This is a genomic window from Lacinutrix undariae (assembly GCF_052934785.1).
This window is the reverse complement of the sequence record NZ_CM128809.1, coordinates 1592628-1617692: the sequence shown is the minus strand read 5'-3', so window position 1 is coordinate 1617692 and position 25065 is coordinate 1592628. Positions and strand designations below refer to the sequence as shown.

Annotated in this window: 13 protein-coding genes and 1 tRNA gene; 5 read left to right on the top strand and 9 right to left on the bottom strand. The window is 33.5% G+C overall.

The window, feature by feature from the left end:
- Positions 1–24 precede the first annotated feature (24 nt).
- The 8 genes from ACU4C5_RS07175 to ACU4C5_RS07140 all read right to left on the bottom strand — a co-directional run bounded on the left by ACU4C5_RS07175 (position 25) and on the right by ACU4C5_RS07140 (position 13882).
- Complete coding sequence (locus ACU4C5_RS07175) at positions 25–2139, bottom strand: glycoside hydrolase family 97 protein (RefSeq protein WP_446846384.1); 2115 nt, start codon at positions 2137–2139, stop codon at positions 25–27.
- A gap of 3 nt (positions 2140–2142) precedes the next feature.
- Positions 2143–3804, bottom strand: a complete 1662-nt coding sequence (locus ACU4C5_RS07170; protein ID WP_446846383.1) for an alpha-amylase family glycosyl hydrolase — start codon at positions 3802–3804, stop codon at positions 2143–2145.
- Between the two features lies 1 nt (position 3805).
- Positions 3806–5698, bottom strand: a complete 1893-nt coding sequence (locus ACU4C5_RS07165) for an alpha-amylase family glycosyl hydrolase (protein ID WP_446846382.1) — start codon at positions 5696–5698, stop codon at positions 3806–3808.
- A gap of 3 nt (positions 5699–5701) precedes the next feature.
- Positions 5702–8089 carry a glycoside hydrolase family 31 protein gene (locus ACU4C5_RS07160; protein WP_446846381.1) on the bottom strand — a complete coding sequence of 796 codons (2388 nt, stop codon included), beginning with the start codon at positions 8087–8089 and terminating at the stop codon, positions 5702–5704.
- A 126-nt stretch (positions 8090–8215) separates the two neighbouring features.
- Positions 8216–10522, bottom strand: a complete 2307-nt coding sequence (gene mdxK, locus ACU4C5_RS07155) for a maltose phosphorylase MdxK (protein ID WP_446846380.1) — start codon at positions 10520–10522, stop codon at positions 8216–8218.
- Between the two features lie 155 nt (positions 10523–10677).
- On the bottom strand, positions 10678–11334 hold the full coding sequence (gene pgmB, locus ACU4C5_RS07150) for a beta-phosphoglucomutase (RefSeq protein WP_446846379.1): 657 nt from the start codon (positions 11332–11334) through the stop codon (positions 10678–10680).
- A gap of 1 nt (position 11335) precedes the next feature.
- On the bottom strand, positions 11336–12709 hold the full coding sequence (locus ACU4C5_RS07145) for an MFS transporter (RefSeq protein WP_446846378.1): 1374 nt from the start codon (positions 12707–12709) through the stop codon (positions 11336–11338).
- Positions 12710–12841: 132 nt separating this feature from the next.
- A complete protein-coding gene (locus tag ACU4C5_RS07140) occupies positions 12842–13882 on the bottom strand; it encodes a LacI family DNA-binding transcriptional regulator (RefSeq protein WP_446846377.1) in 1041 nt (346 codons plus the stop codon).
- 292 nt (positions 13883–14174) lie between these two features.
- Here ACU4C5_RS07140 and ACU4C5_RS07135 point away from each other — a divergent pair, with 292 nt between their 5' ends.
- The 4 genes from ACU4C5_RS07135 (at position 14175) to ACU4C5_RS07120 (ending at position 23258) form a co-directional block, all read left to right on the top strand.
- On the top strand, positions 14175–17099 hold the full coding sequence (locus ACU4C5_RS07135; RefSeq protein ID WP_446846376.1) for a SusC/RagA family TonB-linked outer membrane protein: 2925 nt from the start codon (positions 14175–14177) through the stop codon (positions 17097–17099).
- An 11-nt stretch (positions 17100–17110) separates the two neighbouring features.
- A complete protein-coding gene (locus ACU4C5_RS07130) occupies positions 17111–19000 on the top strand; it encodes a RagB/SusD family nutrient uptake outer membrane protein (protein WP_446846375.1) in 1890 nt (629 codons plus the stop codon).
- A 12-nt stretch (positions 19001–19012) separates the two neighbouring features.
- Positions 19013–20332, top strand: coding sequence for a SusE domain-containing protein (locus ACU4C5_RS07125; protein ID WP_446846374.1), 1320 nt, complete (start codon positions 19013–19015; stop codon positions 20330–20332).
- Positions 20333–20408: 76 nt separating this feature from the next.
- Positions 20409–23258 carry an alpha-amylase family glycosyl hydrolase gene (locus tag ACU4C5_RS07120; protein WP_446846373.1) on the top strand — a complete coding sequence of 950 codons (2850 nt, stop codon included), beginning with the start codon at positions 20409–20411 and terminating at the stop codon, positions 23256–23258.
- A gap of 209 nt (positions 23259–23467) precedes the next feature.
- Here ACU4C5_RS07120 and ACU4C5_RS07115 read toward each other — a convergent pair.
- Positions 23468–23549 (bottom strand) — tRNA-Leu (locus ACU4C5_RS07115).
- 102 nt (positions 23550–23651) lie between these two features.
- On the opposite strand from ACU4C5_RS07115, the gene ACU4C5_RS07110 reads away from it, so the two are divergent.
- Entirely contained in the window at positions 23652–25040 is a 1389-nt protein-coding gene (locus tag ACU4C5_RS07110) for a dipeptidase (protein ID WP_446846372.1), read from the top strand.
- Positions 25041–25065: the final 25 nt, after the last annotated feature.

The window sequence follows — 25065 nt, the reverse complement described above, 5'->3', positions numbered from 1 at the left end:
ATATCAAAATTGTGTTATATCATATTACTTTTTTATTAAACTCATTGCAAGCCCTCCACCTGAAGCAAGATTAAATTCTATTTTTGAAGTGTTATCTACAGTAATTTCTTCAATATCTAAAGCTGTTGGATTTTTATCCCAATCGGCATCTTTTGCATCTTTATATATACGTGTTGTATATGTTTCTCCTGTATCTAAGAAACTAAAATCAATGGTGATAGTTCTATTTTCTTCATTAGTAATACTTCCTAAAAACCAATTTTCGGTTTCACGCTCTTTTCTTGCTATAGTAACATATTCGCCAACTTCACCATTTAAAACCTTCGTAGTTTCCCAGTTTACACCAACATCTTTTATAAATTGTAATGCTTTTGGGTTGGCTTCATAATGCTCTATCAAATCTGCTGCCATTTGTACCGGACTATAAATGACTACATATAAAGCCAACTGTTGAGCCAATGTAGTATTTACCTGATTATCGGGTTTGTACTCGTTAAATTTTATATTAAAAATCCCCGGAGTATAATCTATTGGACCTGCAAGCATACGTGTAAAAGCTACTATTGGTAAGTGTTCTGGCGGGTTACCTCCATCACTTGCCCAAGCATTAAACTCTTGTCCTCTTAAACCTTCGCGAGAAATTGTATTGGGATACGTGCGTCGTAATCCTGTAGCTTTAATAGGTTCGTGAGCATTAATTGCAACTTCATATTTAGCTGCTTTTTCAACCGCATTATTATATTGATTCACCATATATTGCCCGTGATGATATTCTCCTTTCGGAAGAATTTTACCCACATAACCGGTTTTTACAGTATGCATTCCTAAGCTTTGCATTAAAGCATAAGCTGTGTCTTGTTGTTTTTCATAAGTTTGGGTAGCTGCAGAAGTTTCGTGGTGCATAATAATTTGCACGCCTTTTTCTTTTCCGTAACGTACCACTTCATTAATATCGTAATCTGGATATGGTGTTACAAAATCGAAGACGCCTTCGCGGTCTTCAAAACCAATCCAATGTTCCCAACCAGTATTCCAACCTTCAACTAAAACACCTCCAATATTATTTTTGGCAGAAAAATCTATAAATTTCTTAACGTTTTCGGTAGTGGCACCGTGTGTTCCATTTGAGGTTCCTCCATCTGTCCAAGTACTCATGTTTTGTTTCATCCCATAATCCCAAGATGATTTTCCTAAATGCATTTCCCACCAAACACCTGTATATTTCATAGGTTTAAACCAAGAAACATCTCCTAGTTTGTTAGGCTCATTTAGATTTACAATTAAATTAGAAGTAATTAAATCTGGCGCATTATCGGCAATTTGGATGGTTCTCCAAGGCGTGTTAAACGGAACCGTTTTTGCGACTTTGAAATCTCTATTTTCAGAGCCTACTAAAACACTTTCAAAACTTAAGTTTTTGGTATCAACCTGTAAAGTCATTCCTGAATAATCAACCAAAGCGGCTTCATGAAAACTTAAATGTAATCCATTTTCTCCAACTAATGTTACTGGTGTATTTACGGCATTATTAGGAATATAAGTTTGTGCCAAATTGGGGTGATTTTGCTTACTTAAAGCATCAATTTCCGATAATTTAGTGGTGTTGTATAAATGCTCATAAATATCCCAATCTCCAGGAATCCAAAACGTTTTATAATCTTGAGTTAAGTTAAACTGTGTATGTTCTTCGGTAATTTCAACCGTTTTTAAATTGCTTTGTTCAGGAAATTCATATCTAAATCCAACACCATCATTATAAACTTTAAATACAATATTTAAAAACCGTTGTGACGCAGCTTGTTCTTGTAACTCAATTTTTAATTCGTTATAATGATTTACAACATCCAATTGTTCTCCCCACGGCATTTGCCAAGTTTCATTAAAAGTACTAACTGTTGTATTTTTTATTTTGAAATTCTTATCAAAAGCAGCAGCGTTTTTAAATTCAAACCCTAAATATGACGTGTCCACAATCACATTATTATTCAAAAATACTTGATAAAAAGGTGCTCCTAAATCGTTCACATTAAAATCGATTGAAATGGCCGCATCAGGAGAGGTTACTTTTATTATTTTTTCTTCGGAATTTTGGCAAGATACCAACCCTAAAAACACGAATAAAATAGCTAACTTTTTCATAATTTATTTACTTTCTAATAAAACAATATTAAAATCTGATGTGAAGGTAACCATTCCGTTTTCCACTACCATATCTTTATTAGAATATGCATCGTGAAGTGATGTTCCATCTTTAAAAACTGAAGATACATTTAGCGTTTTTTCACCTGCAACAAAATCTAAACCAATAACAACGTCATCTTTAAATTCGTCTTTTAAAAACGTACGACTAAACGTATAAGGTATTTCTGAAATCATATGATGAACTCCTGCTCCAACCGCTGGATGTTGCGCTCTAAACTGCCCTAATTTTTGCCAATGTTTTAAAACAGACTTTATATGTGCATCATTTTTTATGGCGTCCCAATTCATATTAGATCGCAATGTAGCGTCACCAACTGTACCGTCAATAATTAAAGAACGTGCAGACTCATCGCCATAATATACTTGAGAAGTTCCTGGTGACAATAATAGCATTGTAGCCGTTTCAAATGGTTTTTCCCGTGAAGCATCAAAAGGTTGTCCGTCATCATGAGAACTTAAATAATTAAGAATTCCATAATCTTTTAATGGGCCGTTTAAAGTATCTGAGTAGCGACTAAACACGTCCTCTTTTGTTTGCTGTGCTGCATTATATTTTAATTCAAAATTAATAAGACTATTAAACGCTTTATCAAAGTAGTTTACTTTCTTATCTCCAAAATCATAAGCTTTACCTGCCGAAATTCCGTAATTATAAACTTCACCAACTAAGTAAAACGCATTATCATCTAACACTTTTTCAGGATGTGCAGTTTTCCATTGTGCAAAAGCATAATCACATTCTACTTTAAATTCTTGCCATACAAATTCTTCGGTATGCTTTACGGTATCAACTCTATAACCATCAATTCCAAATTCCGAAATATAATCAGTAAGCCATTTCATAATATAAAAACGTGGTGCTCTTGGATGACCAGTTCGTTTAAAAAAGGCATCTAGTTCTGCTATTTCTTCATTATAACGTCCTTCGTTTTTCCATTTTTCAACCAATTGTTGTGGTAATGCTGTATCTGCATTACTTTCAGTTTTAATATCCGGAAGGTTTTTAACCAACGTACATGTTACTGTATTTTCATAAGAATCATAAGTACATTGAGGTTTGGTACGTACCCAATTTTCATCCCAAACAGGATCTTTTTCAGTTACAGGACCTGTATGATTTATTACAGCATCCAAAACAACACGAATCCCTTTACTATGTGCGACTTTTACTAAGTTTCTTAAATCTTCTTTAGTTCCAAAATTAGGATCTAAATTTGTCCAATCGCTTGTCCAATAACCATGAAAACCATAAGATAATCCGGTACCTTCATCTGTTCCACCATGAATTTGCTCAACAATTGGAGTCATCCAAATGGCGTTAATTCCTAAATCAGTAAAATATCCTTCTTCAATTTTTTGAGTGATTCCTTTAATATCACCACCTTCAAAACCACGAAGTTTTCCTGAGGTTTTAGTACGCTCAAAATTCACATCATTAGTCGTATCACCATTATTAAAACGGTCGGTAAGCATAAAGTATAAATTAGCACCTTCCCAAACAAAAGGCACTTCTGGTTTCTCAGCTTTAATTTCTTTTTTTTCTGTGGAATTACAGCTTAAAAACAAGCCGCATATAGTGATTAAAACAAGTAATTTTTTCATACTATTTTTTCAATTTTAAAATTAGAGATTGTAAAGGTTGCAAACTGATTTTGGCTGCTGCTTTATCAGTTTCAACAGTTATTTTGGTATTATATTTATGATATAACTGATCGTTTAGTGTATATGAAGTTCCGTTTTCTAAATTCCAAGTGGTGATAATATCCTGAGGAATTTTTAAGTCGAATTCATAACCGTTTTCAGCATCAAAATTAGAAATCACAATTAGTTTTTCGTCATCAGACCAACGTACAAAAGATAAAACTTTATCTGTATAATTATTAGTAGATTTTCTATTATAGGCATGTATATCTTGATACTCTCCCATCAATGCTGAACTGTTAATTGTAAAATTAAGCAGACGTTTATAAAAATCTCTAAGCGCTTTTTCATCATCGGTTAATTGGTCGCCATCAAATTGTTTATTATTTACCCAACGTTGTACGGTTGGCACTCCAATATAATCGAAAATTGAAGTACGACTTGGCGTTCCGTATCCTGCCATTTCCGATCCATCTTCCCCTAATTCTTGTCCAAAATACACCAAAGTTGGCGATGTACTTATGGTTGAAGATACTACCATTGCTGGTTTTCCTTTCATAGCGTTACCTGCAAATTCTGGACTAGCAATACGCTGCTCATCATGATTTTCTAAAAAGTGTGCCATATGATGTTCAATAGCTTTTAAATCGTCTTGAATTTGTGGAATATGATCTGTTTTCCCATGACCTTGCATGATATGTTTTATCGTATCGTACAACTGTACTTTATCATATAAATAATCCATTTTTCCTTTCTTTATATAATCGCGATATAAACTCGGATTGTACACTTCAGCTAAAAGAAAAGCATCTGGATTTTCCATTTTAATATGCGAATTCATATAGCTCCAAAATTCAACAGGTACCATTTCAGCCATATCATAACGAAATCCATCAACACCTTTTGCCGTCCAATACAAAGCAATATCTTTAAATTTTATCCAAGAATTTGGTACCGTTTTACCTTTCCAAAACTCAAAATGCACTTTATAATCTTCGGTATCATAACCTTCAGGCAATTCGTTAAAATCTTTTTTTCCGTCAGGAGAAATTCCGTAATTCACTTTTACAGTTTCGTACCAATCATACATATCCGGTTGTGCAGCACGCGAACCATTACCGGTCCATTTTGCTGGGTTTTCATCAAACTTACCATCAATCATAGCTAATTTTTCGCCACCTAAAACTTTATAATCATCTCTCCAATTTGGCACTTTAAAAGCTTCGTTTGGCGTGTAATAAAAATTATTATTTACATCGTAAACTACGTTAGTATTATCTTCTGCACCAAAATCTGTAGTTCCTTTTGGATGAGATAAACTTTTATAATTACGCGCCACATGATTTGGCACAATATCAATAATCACTTTTAATTTGGCGTTATGAGAACGCGCTATTAAACTTTCAAATTCTTGCAATCTGTTATCTACATTTTCGGCCAAATCCGGATTTACATTATAATAATCTTTCACCGCATAAGGCGATCCTGCGCGTCCTTTTACAATATCTGGATCGTCGTTTGAAATCCCATGTTCTGTATAATCTGTAATCACATCATGGTGCGGCACTCCGGTATACCAAATATGTGTAACTCCTAAATTTTCAATCTCTTTTAAAGCTTTATCTGTAAAATCATTAAACTTCCCAACACCATTTTCTTCAAGTGTTCCCCAAGGTTTATTTGTAGTATTTGTGTTTCCAAACAATCTTGTAAACACTTGATATACTACTTGTTTTTTAGGTAGGCTTTCTATTTTTTTATCTACTGAAGTTATCTTGACTTTTTCAACGTCATTTTTACAAGAAAAAAGAACAACTACAAGTCCTAGCAAAAGATATTTATATTGAAATGTCATAAGCTATTGTTTTAATTTTATTTGAATTTTTAAATCTTCGGAAATATTCCAAATCATAGGAATTGTAATAGTTTGGCGTGTTTGATTCCAAATTACATCTACTTTTTCACCATTAACTTTAATACGTTTTGGGTAATTTTTAATATTATGAATCACTAAATTTATTTGCTTTTTTGAAGTTGAATAATTCTGACCAACTTCAGCATTAAAGTTAAAATTCAACTTCTTTTTTTTGCTTTCAGCATTAAATTTTAAAATTTCGAAAGCCCTTTTTTCAAAAGCATTTGCTAAAAGTCCGTCATCATTATAAAGCTCATAATTACTTTTAGCCACCGTATCATCAAAATAGTAATGCATGTTTAAAACATTGCCTGAATATGCTTTTGTAGACTGCATTTTTTTGGCTAAAGGAATAAACGCTCCACCACGTACAAACGTAGGAATTGTACTTTTTGTAGTGGCGACTTGTTTGGTTTGTCCGCCTACAATTTTCTCATCAGTATAAAAATCAAACCAATTTGAGCCTTTTGGAAAACACACGGTTTGCGCGGTAATTCCTGCTTCTAAAATTGGAGTGATTAAAAATTGATTTCCCCAAAAATAAGTGCTCGAGACGGTTTGAAATTCCGCAGTATTATCTTCAAAAAACAACGGTCGCATTAATGGCGCTCCTGTTTGATTATTCTGAAATACTAAATTGTAATTATAGGGTAGTAATTTGTAACGTAATTCAATTGCTTTTTTTGCTAATCCTTTGGCTTTATCACTTCTAAAAACGGGTTCACTTGCCACATCTTCTTGTGCATGCGGACGATAAATAGGTTGAAAAACGCCATACTGTAACCAACGCGCATATAGCTCATCATCTAGATTTGCGCCTGCAAAACCACCTAAATCACTATGCATATATCCTAAACCTTGCATTCCCATTTGTAGGGCAATTTCTGGTTGACTTTGTAAACCTCCCCAAGTACGATTAACATCTCCAGACCACGGCACTAAACCGTAACGTTGCGATCCCGAATAACCAGCACGCATTAAAATAAACGGACGCTTATTTGGGTTGGAATCTTGGTTTGCTTCCATTACTAATTTTGCCCAATCGTGACCATAAATATTATGCACCTCATTGGCAGTTCCGGTAGCATGAATTAATTTTGAAGGATGCACTTCTGGTTCACCTAAATCTCCCCAAAAACCTGTTACACCAAGTTGCGATAAATTTTTATATATTTTTTTAAACCATGTATTTCCGGTGTCGCTATAAATATCTATAAGTCCTGTGTTTCCGAAGTAAAAATCATAGGTAAACAGATTTCCAATACTATCTTTTGCCAACACTTGTTTTTGCACCGCTTCGTCCCAACGTTTGGAAGTTGTCAATACAAAAGGCTCAGTAATTAAAATGGTTTCTACGTTATCATTACGCAACTCTTTAATCATTTGCTTTGGATTTGGAAACGAATCTTTATCAAACGCAAGATTTCCCATCGTGCCTTTTACAGTTTTTCCAAACCAATATAAATCTAGGATAATAGCATCAACAGGAATACTATCTGCTTTAAATTTTTGTATCGTTGCTAATGTTTCTTTTTGCGAATGATACCCAAAACGGCTAGAGAAATTTCCTAAAACCCAACGTGGTAACATAGGTTGTTTTCCTGTTAAATTGGTATAATTATCAACAATATCTAACCAAGAATCACCTACAATTATTTGATAGGTTTTGCGTCCAGAAATTGTTTGATAAGTTAATGTATTATCCTTTTTGCTATCTAAATCTAGATATCCAATTGGCGCATTATCAAAATGCACCATATATTTTTTTGACGACATTACAATTGGCAAAGTAAAGTTCATGAGTTCGCTATGCGTTTCATAACCATAATGCGCTTTATTGTAAAGTTGTAATTTGTATCCTCGGCGATTCATCCCTAAAGCTCTCGCTCCACCGCCATATAAAACTTCGTCTGGAGTGATATTGAATTGAATATTTTCTCCTGAATCGTCTTTTGAATAGCCTTCTTTTTCAGAAATTATAAGCTCATTTTTGTAGTAATAAGCAATCTGAAAAGGTTTTTTAGTGATAGAAACAGTAATTCCATCGGTAATAATTTTGGCTGTATTATTATCTTCTTTTAATAACGAATATTCAATATTAGAAGTTTTAATTACAGCATGAGAGTTGGTGTTTTCAGTTTCTCCTGTAGGAATAAAAGTAGTCTCGATAGTTTTTGCATCATAACGAGAAATCAGATATTTCCCATCATTAACATTTACCTGAAAGTATGTGTTTTTATCTTCAATATTTTTAAAAATACGATCTGAGTTTTGTGCAAAAGCATAAACCGTTAAAAAAAAAGCAGCAACTAAAAGTTTAAAACCCTTCATATTAATATTATTTTCTATTTAACTATGAATCACATTTTGGAGATGATTCCTTTTTTAAGTTATAAAAGAATAACGCTTCTCGTAAACAAATTTGAGAAGCGTTATCTAAATTATAATTCCTTAAATTTAAACTGTCGCTAAATTATTAGGTGTTATTGTTACTGTTTTCCCGTTCACTTTAATAGCTAAATCTTTGGTGCCTTCTAACTCAAAACTTGTTGTGTTTTGAGTAACATTTACTTTTACAACTTGACCTCTAAAGTTCACTTTAAAAGAGTAAGCATCCCATTGTTGTGGTATTTTGGGTTCAAAACTCAAGGTGTTTTCTTTCACACGCATTCCTCCAAAACCTTCAACAATACTCATCCAAGTTCCAGCCATAGATGTAATATGTAAACCTTCGTGAACTTCTTTATTATAGTCATCTAAATCTAAACGAGAAGTACGTAAATAAAATGTATACGCTTGTTCCATACGGTTTAGTTTTGCTGCCTGAATACTGTGTACACAAGGTGATAATGAACTTTCGTGAACGGTAAATGGTTCGTAAAAATCAAAATGACGTTCTAATTCTTCGGTTGAAAAATCGTCTTCAAAAAAGTAAAATCCTTGAAGTGTATCGGCTTGTTTTATATATGGCGAACGTAAAATTCTGTCCCAAGACCATTTTTGATTTATTGGACGATCTGCTTTTGGTAAATCGGCAACTGTGATTAATTCTTTATCTAAAAACCCATCTTGTTGTAAGTATACTTGATGTGCTTCGGAATATGAATAATACATATTTTCGGCAACGGCTTTCCATTTAGATAATTCGTCTTCAGATAATTTTACCTTATCCATAATACGTGTATAATCTGAAGTAAATTCTGTCTTTACTTTCTCTATATTTTCTAAAGCATATTTAATACACCATTGCGCAATATAATTGGTATAGAAATTATTGTTTATGTTATTTTCATACTCATTAGGACCTGTAACTCCTAGAATAACATATTTGTTTTGAGCTGTTGAAAACGTAGCACGTTGTTGCCAAAAACGAGCAATTCCTATTAAAACTTCTAATCCTTTTTCAGGAATATAGCTATAATCGTTGGTGTATCTGTAATAGTTAAAGATTGCAAAAGCGATGGCACCGTTTCTATGAATTTCTTCAAAGGTAATTTCCCACTCGTTATGGCATTCTTCACCATTCATGGTTACCATTGGATATAAAGCTGCTCCATTTTTAAATCCTAATTTCGCCGCATTTTCAATGGCTTTATCTAAATGATGGTAACGATATTCTAGTAAACTGCGTGCTACATTTTGATCTTTTGTCGCCATGTAAAACGGAATACAATAAGCTTCGGTATCCCAATAAGTACTTCCTCCATATTTTTCGCCTGTAAACCCTTTTGGACCAATATTTAAACGTGCATCGGTTCCTAAGTAGGTTTGATTGAGTTGAAAAATATTAAATCTAATACCTTGTTGTGCTTTAGTATCTCCATCAATAGTGATATCTGCTTTTTCCCAAATTTTAGCCCAAGCATTTTTTTGTTGTTCTAAAAGTGCTGCAAATCCTATTTTTTTAGCAGTTTCTAATACTGTTTTTGAAGCATCTACTAATTGTGTAGTTTCATGGTTTGTATCTACAGTATAACCACCAAACTTCTGAATTGTAAACGTTTGGTTTTGTTTAATTTCAGCAGTATATGTAAAAGTGATTTTAGATTCTTCTTTATTAATTTCTGGCGTAATATCACATACTTTTTCGTTGATAAAACATTGTGATTCCATAAACGTACAGGTTCCAAAATTGGTTTTCATAGTACGTGCTTCAATAAAAGCTTGATGCGAATTGTGAGAAACTTCGGTAGTATTCCAAAATTTATCATCCCAATTGGTATCTTCATTTGTAATTCCTGAATCTATATATGGCGAATAGCTAATTTTTGCATTGGCATTTAGCACTTCAATTTGATACTCAATAGCACCAACCTCATCAATATCTAAACTTAAAAAACGTTTTGTGTTCACTTTAACGTCCAATCCGTTTGGCATTGTTGCTATAAAACTTCGCGATAACCAACCTTCTTTCATGTTTAATTCGCGTTTAAAATTTTCCACCTTTTTACAGGTAAATAAATCTAAAACTTCGCCATTAACAGTTACGTTAATTCCTATCCAACTTGGCGCATTTAATACTTTAGCAAAATATTCTGGGTAACCATTTTTCCACCAACCTACACGTGTTTTATCTGGATAATAAACGCCGGCGATGTAACTTCCTTGAAATGTTGCACCAGAATAATGTTCTTCAAAATTAGCACGTTGCCCCATGGCGCCATTACCAATACTAAACAAACTTTCTGAAGATTTTACTCTACTCGCATCGAACCCCTCTTCGATGATTGACCAATTGTCTGGTTTTATATAATCTTGATTCATGTTGTGCTTTTATAAGATGTAGAACTTATATGTTCACCTTTTAGAAGTGAACTTATGTACGTTCTGTAATTTATTATTGTTGAATTAGTGCTATTGAATTGTCTTTAGATTTTAAAAAGACCTCTTAAGTATTCAATTTATTTTCACCAGTTCATTTATCTGTTTATTAATTCTTGTATAAATTCGATTGAAATTTCAGTAAAATCTGAAAACACATAATCTGCTTCATGTAAAGTTTCTTTATCTCCAATACCTATTGAAATCATATTGGCAGCATTTGCAGCTTTAACTCCAGCAACAGCATCTTCAAAAACGATACAATCTTTAGCTTCAATTTTCAATAATTTGGCTCCTGTTAAAAAAACTTCGGGATCTGGTTTACCTTTAGTAACACTATTTCCGTCAACAATCGTATCAAATTTTGAAAGCAGATTTACTTTTTCTAAAATTGGACCTGCATTTTTACTTGCTGATCCTAAAGCAATGCCTTGTTTATTTTCAATTAAATAATTTAATATTTTTGGAACATCAGGCAGAATTTCAGTTTCATTCATATCGTTTATATGTCCTAAATAATCATCGTTTTTTGATGCCATTAAACTTTCAAACTCATCTTTTGAAATTGTTTTTTGTCCCCAGTTTAATATTTTCTCTAATGATTTTACTCTACTTACACCTTTAAGTTGTTCGTTTTGAGTTTCGGTAAAATCTACACCTATGCTTTTAGCCAGTTTTTGCCATGCTAAAAAATGGTATTTTGCGGTATCAACGATAACACCGTCTAAATCGAATATAAATCCTTTTGTGTTCATTTTATAATTCTTCTGCTTGATATGTAATTGCGTTTTTGTTTGTAATTAACAGGTTACATAAACCAGCTATTATTAAGCTAATTCCTGCAACTGTCATGGCATTTATAGCCTCATCTCCTAATAATCCTGAGATGTAATTGATACCTCCTAGTGCTGCGATAATTTGCGGAATAACAATAAACATATTGAAGATCCCCATAATTACACCCATTTTTTTAGGGTCTACCGAACTTGATAGCATAGCATAAGGCATTGATAAAATACTTCCCCAAGCAAAACCTATTAATACAAAACAGTATTTAAGGTGCTCTGGAGAGGCGTAATTCATATATAAAAACCCTAAACCTCCTAACATTAAAGAAAACATGTGTACTAGTTTTCGGTTAATGCGGCGTTTTGAAGTATATAATACAAGTAGTAGAGCGAATGCCATTGATGATAATCCGTATACTCCCATTGCTGAACCTACAGCGTTTGATGATTCTTGAAATGCTGTATTGGCCACATTAAATGCTTCGGCTTGTACAGTATTTGCCATATCATATGCTGATTGAATTGGTGCTGGTGTGTGAAATACATGTTCGGTAAGTGCTGGATTTGCTAAACTCCACATCGTAAAAAAGGCAAACCATGAAAAGAACTGAATAAGTCCTAATTTTTTCATGGTAAGTGGCATATTTCCAATATTATTTAAAATATCAGGTATAAATTCATTTTTCTTAGCTTTTTCGGCATTAAATTCTTCCATATCCTCAGGAGGATATTCGGTAGTTGTAAACACTGTATACAAGATACTTATTAAAAATACAAATGCTCCAATTGCAAATGCGATTTTTACTGAATTTGGAATCACGCCAATATCGGCAGAATCACTCACTCCAAATTGCGAAACCAACCAAGGTAAATTACTTGCTACCCAAGTACCAATACCTATAATTAAAGTTTGCACAACAAAGCCGTAAGAGCGTTGCGAATTGGGTAATTTGTCTGCCACAAGCGCTCTAAAGGGTTCCATAGACACATTTATAGACGCATCTAAAATCCACAGAAAACCTGCTGCAACCCATAATGTTGGAGAATAGGGTACAAAAAACAAAGCGATGGAGCTTAAAATAGCACCTATTAAAAAATACGGACGTCTTCGTCCCCATTTTGGACTCCAAGTACGATCGCTCATATAACCAATAATTGGTTGCACGAGTAATCCGGTTAATGGAGCTGCAATCCATAATAATGGAATAGCATCTTTTTCGGCGCCGAGTGTTTGAAATATTCGAGACATGAAGCCTCCTTGTAGGGCAAAGCCAAATTGAATTCCTAAGAAACCGAAACTCATGTTCCAGATTTCCCAAAAACTTAGGGCACGCTTTTTCATCGTAATAGTATGTTTTAATTTATACTATTCTGATAAGCTTCTTTACTTATCAAAACTTAAAGGTGAGATGTGAAAATATAAGTTTTGATACTGCAAAGATATAAAAGATATTTAAATAAGCGTGTTAATTTTTTATTTGGTAGACTCGCGTTCTACTAATGTGGTTTCTAAAACGACGGTTTGGTATAGTTCTTCTTCGGTAACCTCTTCTAATTTATCTATAAGAAGTTCAGCAGCTTTTTCTCCCATTTGTTGGGCATGTTGACTTACTGTTGTAAGTCCTGGTGTAGCATGTTTAGACAACACTCCATCTGTAAAACCTACAACCTGAATATCTTCGGGGATACGCCTATTTAATTTTCGAGCTACTTTCATTGCGGTTAGCGCATAAAGTTCGTTCACTGCAAAAACAGCATCTATGTCTTTATTTTCAATAAGTAACTGCTCTACTTCTGCTTCTAAAGCATCTAAATGATCTTCGGAATCTAATTCTTCAACAATTTTCAAAATTAAATTAGATTGTGCTTCTATTTGATGATTTTCTAAAGCTTCCAAATACCCTTGAGTTCTTAATCTACCAACACTTACGTAATCTTTAGTAGTAATAATTGCGATATTTTTACAGCCATTTTCAATCAATTTTTCAACTGCTTTTTTAGAGCCTTTTAAATCATCAACAATTACTTTATCACAATTTACCTCGTTTACAACACGATCAAACATTACAATAGGCATTCCTTGATTGATAGTTTCATGAAAATGATGATAATCTTGCTGTGCTAATGTTTCTTTTGAAATTGATAAAATAAAACCATCAATACTTCCATTAGCAAGCATTTCCATATTAATAACCTCTTTATCAAAGGATTCGTTAGACAACCCTACAATTACATTATACCCTCTATTATTAGCAACTAACTCAATACCTCGAATCACTTTTGCGAAAAAATAATGTACAATTTCAGGTATGATAATCCCTATAGTTTTTGTCTTTCTATTTTTTAAACTTAATGCAATATTATTGGGACGATAGTTATAAAGTTTAGCAAATGCTTGAATTTTTTGTTTAGTATCATCACTAATTTCTGCACTATTCTTTAAAGCTTTTGAAACTGTAGAAATAGAGACATCAAGTTCTCTTGCAATTTGTTTTAAAGTAATTTTTCGTTTCATTATTGTAGATAGATTAGCTAATAAAATAGTAATTATAGGCTAAATTAAACTTTTTAAATATATAATCGAATTCAACACCTAATAATAAAGATGCTTTATTATTACATATTTGATAATTTGAGCTCTGTTTTAATTAATTTATATCATTTTTAAAAAAGTTTTTAACACGAAAACGTTTTCGTAACTTAAATAAATATGCTCATGTTAAAATCTATATAAAATTTACATAGATTTAACATCGAGAAGTGAAAATATAACTATAAAAGTTAACAAACTAATTTAAATGTATTGTATGAAAACAACGTTAAATGGCTTATTATTTCTGTTTTTTATTTTGCCAACATTTATGTTTGCACAAGTAAAAGTTTCAGGAACAATAACTGAACAATCCTCATCATTACCGTTACCTGGAGTAAATGTGATTATCAAAAACACAAGTACAGGAACAGCTAGTGATTTTAATGGAAAGTACCAATTAAATGCTAACAATGGAGATATTATTGTATTTTCTTACCTCGGTTATATTACTCAAGAAGTAACATATAAAGGACAAGCAACTATAAATATTAGATTAGCTGATGACGCTTCGGCATTAGACGAAGTTGTTGTAATTGGTTATGGTAGTGCAAGAAAAGAAGATTTAACAGGTGCTGCAGATTTAATTACAGCAAAAGACTTTAACCAAGGTCCTGTTGTATCTGCTCAACAACTTATTTCTGGTAAGGTTGCAGGGGTTTCTGTAACTTCTGGAAGTGGAGCACCTGGTGACGGGCAAAATATCCTTATTAGAGGAAATGGATCTTTATCATTAAGTAGTAGTCCATTAATTGTAGTTGATGGTTTCCCTCTTGATAATGGAGGTGTTGGTGGATCTCGTAATCCATTAAACATGGTAAATCCTAACGATATTGAAAGTATGGTGGTACTAAAAGATGCATCGGCAACTGCAATCTACGGATCTAGAGCTGCTAATGGTGTAATTTTAATTACAACTAAAAAAGGTAAAGACACAGGTTTTAAATTCAACATAAGTTCATCTGCAATGATATATACTCCTGTAGATTATGTAGATGTATTATCTGCTGAAGAATTTACTCAAATCGTAACCTCTCACCCAAATGCTACTGCAAGTACATTAGCATTATTAAAAGAAAACAATACCAACTGGCAAGATGAAATTTATACAAACGCTACAGGTTTTAACCACGCGGTAAGTGCTAGAGGTGCTGCTTTTGGTGTCCCAATGCGTTTATCTTTAGCGCATACAGACCAAGATGGTATTTTAAAACGTGATAACTTTACAAGATCTACCGGATCTTTAAATCTTATGCCATCATTTTTTGACGACCATTTAAAGGTTGAATTAAACGCAAAAGCATCTTATACCGAAAATAAATTTGCAAATAGAGACGCTATTGGAGCCGCAACTAGTTATGCGCCAACAGAAGCTGTATTTGATCCAACAAACACTCAAAATGGAGGATATTCTGGATGGTATAATTCAGCTGGATATTTACCAAACTTAGCCTCGGCTAATCCTGTTGCTCAATTAAATCTTAAAGATGATTTAGCTGAAGTAAGACGTTTAATTACTAATGCTAAGTTTGATTATAAGTTACACTTCTTTGAAGATATCACTGCAACAGTAAATGTTGGTTTTGATAAATCAAACAGTCATGGAAGAACATTAGTTTCAGAATTAATGCCAACATCAGATCCTACTTGGAATGGATCTAGAAGCACATACAGAAACGAATCTACAAGTAAATTATTTGATGCATATTTAACTTACAACACATCAGTAAACGAAATGCATAACTTTAAAGCTGTTGCAGGATACTCTTACCAATCATTTGAGTACAACAACTACAGTTATAATAGTGAAAATGAGGAAGATGGTGTAGATTTTGAATTTATTGATAAATCTAAAAACGTATTATTATCTTACTTTGGTCGTTTAAACTACGATTATGATGGTAAATATTTACTTACAGCAACATTAAGAGCTGATGCCTCTTCAAAATTAAATCCAGATGATCGTTGGGGAATTTTCCCATCTGTATCTGCTGCATGGAATATTGGTAAAGAAGATTTTCTTGCTAATACATTTGTAAACGACTTAAAATTACGTGTAGGTTACGGTCAAGTTGGTAACGTAAACGGTTTAGGAGATTATAAATTTTTAACACGCTACACAGGAAGTCAATCTTCTGCAAACTACCAATTTGGAAATTCATTTTACCAAACTTACAGACCAGACCCAATTAACACAGATTTAAAATGGGAAATTGGTAACACACTTAATGTTGGTGTAGATTACAGTATGTTTAATCGTCGTGTGTCTGGTTCTTTAAATGCATATATCAAGAAAACGAAAGACTTAATTGCTTTTTCTGATGTAGATCCATTTACAAACTTTGGAAGTTCTATTGAAAAAAACATTGGTGATATGGAAAACAAAGGAATTGAATTTCAATTAAACCTTATTCCTGTAAAAACTGATGATTTTGAATGGTCACTTAGCTATAACGTAGCATTTAACGATAATAAAATTACACGCCTACCATTTGATCAACAAACGGGAGGAATTACTGGTGGTACTGGTAATAATGTACAATTACATAAAGAAGGTTATGCACCATATAGTTTTTATGTATACCAACAAGTTTACAATGCAGAAGGCGCTCCAATTGAAGGTGTATATGTAGATCGTAATGACGATGGTACAATTAACGACGCCGATAAATACTTTAAAGGAAGTCCTTATGCTGATATCCTTATGGGATTAAACACAAATATTAATTATAAAAAATGGGATTTAGCCGTAGTAACAAGAGCAAACATAGGAAACTATGCTTACAACAATGTGGCTTCAGCAAATTCAGCTTTAACATCTGTAGTTCCTGCTACAGGAGATTTCTTATCTAACATTCATTCAGATTATTTAAACTCAGGCTTTGTCAATCAAACTGAAGGAAATTTCCTAAGTGATTATTACCTACAAGAAGCATCTTTCTTTAAAGTAGATAATATTACTATCGGATACACATTAGATGACGCTGTAAAAAACACCTCTTTCAGAATCTACGGTTCTTTACAAAATGTGGCAACTATTACAGATTACGACGGGTTAGATCCTGAAATTACAGGTGGTATTGACAATAGTTTTTACCCAAGACCTAGAACGTTTGTTTTAGGTGTTAATATTGACTTTTAAAAAATTTAAATATGAAAAATAGATTTAAACAACTCATTTTCATGGTAGCCATTTCATCATTTATGGTGTCTTGTCACGATGATTTAGATCAAAGTCCAATTGATCCAGATAGTTTTACTGAAGAAGACGTATTTGCAAATGCTACCGAAGCAAAAGGTGGATTAGCAAAATTATACGCTAGTTTAGCTTTAACAGGTCAAAATGGTGGAGATAGTGGAAATCCAGATATTAGTAATATCGATCAAGGATTCTCTCAATATACACGTATGCTTTTTAATCTTAACGAACTTACTACAGATCACGCAGTAGTTGGTTGGGGAGATTCTGGTTTACCAGATTTACACGGTATGTATTGGTCTGCTGGAAATGATTTTTCAGGAGCAATGTATTTACGTTTAGCACAAGAAGTATCATTCTGTAATTCATTTATAGAAAACGCATCACAATTAGAAGGAGAAGAAGTACAGTCTTTTATTGCAGAAGCGCGTTTTTTAAGAGCTTTTGCATACTATAATCTTATTGACTTATTTGGTAACGTACCTTTAGTAACTCAAATTACTACAGCATTACCAAGCCAAAGCCCAAGAGATATAACCTTCAATTTTATTGAAACTGAATTATTAGAAATTCAAGATTTATTACCAGAAAGTCAAGCTAATGAATATGGTCGTGTTGATAAAGTAGCAGCATGGGCATTACTATCTAAATTATATTTAAATTCTGAAGCTTGGACAGGTAGTCCAAAATACAATGAAGCTGTAACATTTTCAAACCATGTAATCAACTCTTCTTATAGTATTAATATGAATGACGCCAACGGTAACGGATCTGCTTATGATGAATTATTTTTAGCAGATAACAACAGTAACGGTGCCCAAAACGAATTTATATTCCCTATCAATTTTGATGGAGTACAATCTACCACTTACGGTGGAAGCACATTTTTAATCCATGCCTCTATTGGAGGAACAATGGATGCAGCTGCTTCTGGAGTAAACGGTGGTTGGGGAGGAATCCGTACTACTAAAAACTTAGTTAATAAATTTGCAGATATCAATTCATTAAACTCCAGCTTAGGTTCACTTTCAGATTGGGGTCTTGTTGGTGATGCTACTGAAAATGCTTGGGATGGTCCAGATATGGAAATGTACCAAACAGGAAGTAACCAATACGCACTTTATGCAAACTTAACTGCTGGAGAATTCAAGTTTCGTTTTAATGAAGATTGGGGACAAAATTATGGTGATGATAATGTTGATGGAACATTAGAATCTGGAGGACAAAATATGGCTATCACAGCCGAAGGCACTTATTATATCACTTTAGATTTAGCAACATTAACTTACACTGCAGATCTTTACGCAGGTGATAAAAGAGGTATGTTTTACTCAGACGGACAGAGTTTAGAAATTGAAACTATCCCTCCTTTTGAAAATGGATACGCTGTAACTAAATTTAAAAATATCGATTCTAACGGAAATCAAGGAAATGATTCTTCAGGAGACTTTACAGATCCAGATTTAGCAGTAATTCGTTTAGCAGAAATTTATTTAAACTATACCGAAGCAACCTTAAGAGGTGGTGCCGGTGATATGAATACTGCCGTAACATTAATTAACGAATTAAGAGTTAGAGCATACGGAAATACTTTAGGAAACATTAACGCCAGTGATTTAACTCTAGATTTTGTTCTAGATGAACGCTCAAGAGAATTATACTGGGAAGGACAACGTCGTACAGATTTAATACGTTACGATTACTTTACAACAGATAGTTATCTATGGCCATTTAAAGGAAACGAAGCTTCAGGAGTATCAGTTCCTAGCTACAGAAAACTGTTTCCTATTCCAAGTAATACGCTATCAACTAACCCTAACCTCATCCAAAATGACGGTTATTAATATCGAATTAATATGAAAAAAATAATTAACACATCAATTTTAGCATTATGCGCTTTGCTTGTTTTTACAGCTTGTGACGATGTTGAACTTGTACAAATAGATCCCAATGCAAATGTTACAGTAATGCTCTCTGAAACCACTGTAACACTTACCGAAGATACTGCTACAGATAACACTGTAGTTGTATCTTGGGATGAACCAGATTTTGGCTTTAACGCAGCACCTACCTACAACATTTTAATAGATGTTGAAGGTGGTGATTTTGCTAATGCTCAAATTATTCCTGTAGCAACAGCAACAGAGAAAACATTTACAGTTTCAGAATTAAACAATAAATTATTAACACTTGGCTTAACACCTAACACTGAAGATAATGTAAATATTAAAATTGAAGTTACTTTAAGTGATTCTCAAAAAATTTACTCTAACACAGCAATATTAGCAGTAACACCTTATTCTTCTCTTTTAGATTTAACATCTAGTTGGGGACTAGTAGGAAGTGCAACTCCTGGAGCTTGGGGAACCGAGAATATTCCAGATTTACCACTTTACACAACAGGTTCTGCTGGGGTTTTAGTTGCTTATGTTACGTTAAGAGATGGTGAAATTAAATTCAGAGAAAATAATGAATGGATTAATGATTATGGTGATACTGACGCCGATGGATCATTAGATGCTGGAGGAACAAACATTCCTGTAACTGCAGGAACTTATAAAATAACCATGAATCTTAACGACTTTACTTGGAGTATGGAAGATTATACTTGGGGACTTGTTGGAGACGCAACTACAAATGCTTGGGATGGTCCTGATATGATGTTAGCATACAATCCGTACCAAGACAATTGGAAAGCTGTAGTAACTCTTGGAGATGGTGAGTTTAAATTCCGTTTTAATAACGATTGGGGATTAAATTACGGTGATGATGGTGTTGATGGAACCCTTGATAATAATGGAACTAACATAACTGTTACTGCCGGACATTATCTTGTAACTTTAGACTTAAACGCACTTGAGTACACGTTAGAACCAATGGATGTTTGGGGACTTGTTGGAGATGGAACGGTTAACGCTTGGGATGGACCAGATCAAAAATTTGTACCAGATTTCGGAATTAATGAAGGTACATTTTACATTAACGGAGCTGTTTTAACTAATGGATTTGCAAAAGTACGTCAAAACGATGCTTGGGCTCTTAATTATGGTGACGATGGAAACGACGGAACATTAGAGGTTGGAGGAGCAGATATCCCTGTAACTGCCGGAACGTACAATATCACAGTAAATTTCGCTGTTGAACCACCAACAATAACAATGTATCAGTGGCAATAAAACACATATAATTAACTTAAAAACCTACAAGAAACAATTGCGTCTTGTAGGTTTTTTTTTCAAACAAATAAACGATATGAAAAAATTATTACTATTACTCATTCTAGTTATTTCTTCAAACAGTTTTGCTCAAGTATCATGGCAAGGAGGGGCAACACCTAATCAAACCGATTCAGCAACAATTTTATTTGATAAAACAGGTACTGGATTAGAGTCTTATACCGGAACAATTTACGCACATACAGGCGTTACAACCGATGACACAAATCCTTGGCAAAACGTTATTGGAGATTGGGGAAATACCAACCAACCAACACTAACATTAGTTTCAGGGAATATTTACAAGTTAGATTTAACACCAACAATTGAAGATTTCTACAGTAATCCTTCAGGAAGTATCACAGCAATAAACATGGTATTTAGAAGCGCTGATGGCTCTCAACAAACTACAGACTTAGAGATTAGCGTTGGTGCCTTTCAAGTCACAATGATTAATCCTTCGCCTAGCGAAAACGGTATTGTACTTGTAGGCAGCAGCAGTTCTACGCAAGTATTAGCACAAAACACTAACGGTCCTGCAGATTACGCTTTGTATGTAAACGGAAACACAATAGCTATTCATACACAAAACGGTACTACTTTTTACAACGGATATCAGTTTACAAATTTAACTGAAAATCAATATTGTGAATTAGTTATTACTCAAAATGGAACTTCTATTACACGCACATTTTTAATTTTAGTAAACGGTACAGAATTAGAAGATCTACCTTCAGATTTAGAAGACGGAATTAATTATAACACTACAGATACTACTAAAGCAACACTTGTTTTAGATGCACCAAACAAAGATTTTGTTTACGTTGCAGGAAGTTTTAACAATTGGACACCAACTTCTGGTTATGCCATGAAAAAAGATAATACTACAGGTAAATTTTGGTTAGAGCTAACAGGTCTTACCACTGGAGATATTGAAACATACCAGTATTGGGTAGCCGATTTATCTCCTATTATAAACTCACCTAAATTAGTTAAAACTGCCGATCCTTATTCAATACTAGTATTATCACCTTTTGATGATCCTTATATTTCTGCAGATACTTACCCAAACCTTCCTACATATCCTGCTGGTCAAGAACGTGAAGTTACCGTATTAGAAACTGGAAAAACAGCATTTGATTGGCAAGTAACAAATTTTGAAAAACCTAAAAAAGAAGATTTAGTAATTTACGAAGTACTCGTTAGAGATTTTGATGTTGATATGAACTTTCAAGATTTAATTGATAAAATTGCTTACTTCAAAAACTTAAATGTTAACGCTATTCAATTAATGCCAGTAATGGAATTTGAAGGTAATGAAAGTTGGGGCTACAACACCTCTTTTCATATGGCTTTAGATAAGTTTTACGGAACAGAGGACAAGCTTAAAGAATTTATTGATCTATGTCATCAAAATGATATTGCAGTCATTTTAGATGTCGCACTAAATCATGCTTTTGGTAGAAATCCTATGAACAGAATGTGGATGGATGATGCCGATGGCGATGGATGGGGAGAACCAAGTAGCGAAAATCCGTACTTTAATCAAGTGGCAACACATAGTTATAGTGTAGGTAGCGATTTTAATCATCAACAACCAAGAACACAATACTACACACAGCGGGTCATTAAACATTGGATTGAAGATTTTAATATTGATGGATTCCGTTGGGATTTAACAAAAGGATTTACTCAAAATTGTACAGGTAGTGATTCTTGTACCAACGCTTTCCAACAAGATCGTGTAGATATTTTAAAACAATATGCAGATTATTCTTGGAGTTTTGATCCTACGCATTATGTGATTTTTGAACATTTGGGACAAGATGACGAAGAACAAGAATGGGCAAATTACAGAGTTAACGAAACCCTTAGTAAAGGAATTATGCTTTGGGGAAAAATGACTAGTGAGTACAACCAATTAACCATGGGATACAATTCTAGTAACGATTTTACTCGTATGGGGCACCAAGCTAGAGGTTTCACAAAAGCACGCGTTGTTGGGTATGCCGAAAGTCATGATGAAGAACGTTTAATGTACAAAAATCTACAATATGGGAATGCCACAAATGCCGCACATAATGTAACCGATTTAAACACTGCTTTATCAAGAATGTCTGCTTTAGGCGCTGTAACACTTACAATTCCTGGTCCTAAAATGATTTGGCATTTTGCAGAATTAGGAATGGAAAATTCTATTTTTACGTGTAATAATGGTACCGTAAATACAGAAGATGGAACAGACGGTAATTGTAAGTTAGATACAAAACCTCAACCACAATGGTCAAACAACTGGTTAGCGGACGCCAATAGAAATCAGATATATAATGATTGGGCAAGATTAAATGCTTTAAAAATTAATGAAGCTGTTTTTGAAGGTGATTATACAATTACTTCTGGAAATTTAACACCTAGAATTGACATTTACGATACTTCTTTACCAACTACTGAATTAAGAAACGTAATTGTTTTAGCTAATTTTGATGTGATTGCACAAACAGTAAACACCAATTTTCCTACAACAGGAAACTGGTATGATTTAATGGATGATTCTGGAGCAACAACTTACAGTGCTGCAACTATTGAGCTTGCACCAGGACAATTTAGAATCTTTGGAAACACTTCTTCAACATTAGCTATTGAAGATGCTACGCTAGCTAATGCTTTTTCAATCTACCCAAATCCTGCAAATAATTCATTTTCTATTACTACTCAAATTACGCATTTACAAATTATAGATATCACAGGAAAACTAATTAAAGATATTAAAGGTGATTTCCAAAAAGGACATACTTTTGATATTTCAAGTCTTCCAAAGAGTATGTATATTGTAAAAGCCGAAAACAGTTTGGGAGCTACAGAAACCACAAAACTTATTAAGTTTTAATACGCTTACAATTTATATTCAAACAAAAAGGTTCAACATAATGTTGAACCTTTTTTATTATTCAATAGCTAATAACTATCACATTTTTAGTAGAAAACTCTTATTCTTACGTGATATTTGACAGCAACCATCTAAATAATTAAAGTATATTCTTTATTTAAGTATAAAACACAAAAAAAGCCTCTTATAAATAAGAAGCTTTCTGTTTGTACAGGCGGAGAGACTCGAACTCTCACACCTCGCGGCACTAGATCCTAAGTCTAGCGTGTCTACCAATTCCACCACGCCTGCAAAAGGACTGCAAATATATAAACATATTTTAATATACAAGCATTTATTTCAAATAAATTGTCACACTTTTTGTACTTTTGAATGAAATACAAACAATAGACTATGAAAAATATACAATCTTATGTTGAAGAACATAAAGACCGATTTTTAAGTGAACTTATCGAACTCCTTAAAATACCGTCTGTTAGCGCAGATTCAGCTTACAAAAATGATGTTTTAAAAACAGCAGATGAAGTAAAAATCAGCTTAGAAAAAGCAGGTTGTGATTTTGTTGAAATTTGTGAAACAGATGGCTATCCAATTGTATATGCTGAAAAAATAATTGATAAAAACCTTCCAACAATACTAGTTTACGGTCATTATGATGTGCAACCAGCAGATCCTATTGAACTTTGGACCTCTCCTCCATTTGAACCTGTAATTAAAAATACAGAAATTCATCCTGAAGGTGCAATTTTTGCACGTGGAGCTTGCGATGATAAAGGACAAATGTACATGCACGTTAAAGCCATGGAGCTTATGACCTCTACAAACCAATTGCCTTGTAACGTAAAGTTTATGATTGAAGGAGAAGAAGAAGTAGGAAGCGTTAACCTTGCAACTTTTGTAAAAAACAATCACGAGAAACTTAAAAATGATGTGATTTTAATTTCTGATACAGGAATGATATCTAAAGATGTACCGTCAATTACAACAGGTTTACGTGGTTTAAGCTACGTTGAAGTTGAAGTAACTGGACCAAACAGAGATTTACACTCTGGTTTATATGGTGGTGCTGTAGCTAACCCAATTAATGTGTTAACTAAAATGATTGCCTCTTTACATGATGAAAACAATCATATTACTGTACCTGGTTTTTATGATAAAGTTGAAGAATTATCAGCAGATGAACGTGCACAAATGGCAAAAGCGCCATTTTCTTTAGATAAATACAAAGAAGCTTTAGATATAGATGCTGTTTACGGTGAAGCAGGATATACTACAAACGAGCGTAACTCAATCAGACCAACATTAGATGTTAATGGTATTTGGGGTGGTTACACTGGTGAAGGTGCAAAAACGGTTATTGCTAGTAAAGCTTATGCAAAAATATCAATGCGATTAGTACCAAACCAAGAATGGGAAGAAATTACCGAATTATTTAAAACACACTTTGAAAATATCGCTCCAGAAGGTGTAACAGTTGTTGTAACACCTCATCATGGTGGACAAGGTTACGTAACTCCTATTGATAGTATTGGTTACAAAGCTGCAAGTAATGCGTATGCTGATACTTTTGGAAAAACACCAATACCACAACGTAGTGGAGGGAGTATTCCTATTGTAGCTTTATTTGAAAAAGAATTGAAAAGTAAAACTATATTAATGGGATTTGGTTTAGATAGTGATGCCATTCACTCGCCAAACGAACATTTTGGAGTATGGAATTACCTTAAAGGAATTGAAACTATTCCGCTATTTTACAAATACTTTACTGAGCTTTCTAAATAATATTAGAGCTTAAAAACAAAGATTA

Bases quoted from the DNA above. Each gene is read 5' to 3' on its own strand.
- ACU4C5_RS07165 (WP_446846382.1), bottom strand. From the start codon at position 5,698: ATGACATTTCAATATAAATATCTTTTGCTAGGACTTGTAGTTGTTCTT.
- ACU4C5_RS07130 (WP_446846375.1), top strand. From the start codon at position 17,111: ATGAAAAATAGATTTAAACAACTCATTTTCATGGTAGCCATTTCATCA.
- ACU4C5_RS07140 (WP_446846377.1), bottom strand. From the start codon at position 13,882: ATGAAACGAAAAATTACTTTAAAACAAATTGCAAGAGAACTTGATGTC.
- ACU4C5_RS07175 (WP_446846384.1), bottom strand. From the start codon at position 2,139: ATGAAAAAGTTAGCTATTTTATTCGTGTTTTTAGGGTTGGTATCTTGC.
- pgmB (WP_446846379.1), bottom strand. From the start codon at position 11,334: ATGAACACAAAAGGATTTATATTCGATTTAGACGGTGTTATCGTTGAT.
- ACU4C5_RS07160 (WP_446846381.1), bottom strand. From the start codon at position 8,089: ATGAAGGGTTTTAAACTTTTAGTTGCTGCTTTTTTTTTAACGGTTTAT.
- ACU4C5_RS07135 (WP_446846376.1), top strand. From the start codon at position 14,175: ATGAAAACAACGTTAAATGGCTTATTATTTCTGTTTTTTATTTTGCCA.
- ACU4C5_RS07110 (WP_446846372.1), top strand. From the start codon at position 23,652: ATGAAAAATATACAATCTTATGTTGAAGAACATAAAGACCGATTTTTA.
- ACU4C5_RS07170 (WP_446846383.1), bottom strand. From the start codon at position 3,804: ATGAAAAAATTACTTGTTTTAATCACTATATGCGGCTTGTTTTTAAGC.
- ACU4C5_RS07145 (WP_446846378.1), bottom strand. From the start codon at position 12,709: ATGAAAAAGCGTGCCCTAAGTTTTTGGGAAATCTGGAACATGAGTTTC.
- ACU4C5_RS07120 (WP_446846373.1), top strand. From the start codon at position 20,409: ATGAAAAAATTATTACTATTACTCATTCTAGTTATTTCTTCAAACAGT.
- mdxK (WP_446846380.1), bottom strand. From the start codon at position 10,522: ATGAATCAAGATTATATAAAACCAGACAATTGGTCAATCATCGAAGAG.
- ACU4C5_RS07125 (WP_446846374.1), top strand. From the start codon at position 19,013: ATGAAAAAAATAATTAACACATCAATTTTAGCATTATGCGCTTTGCTT.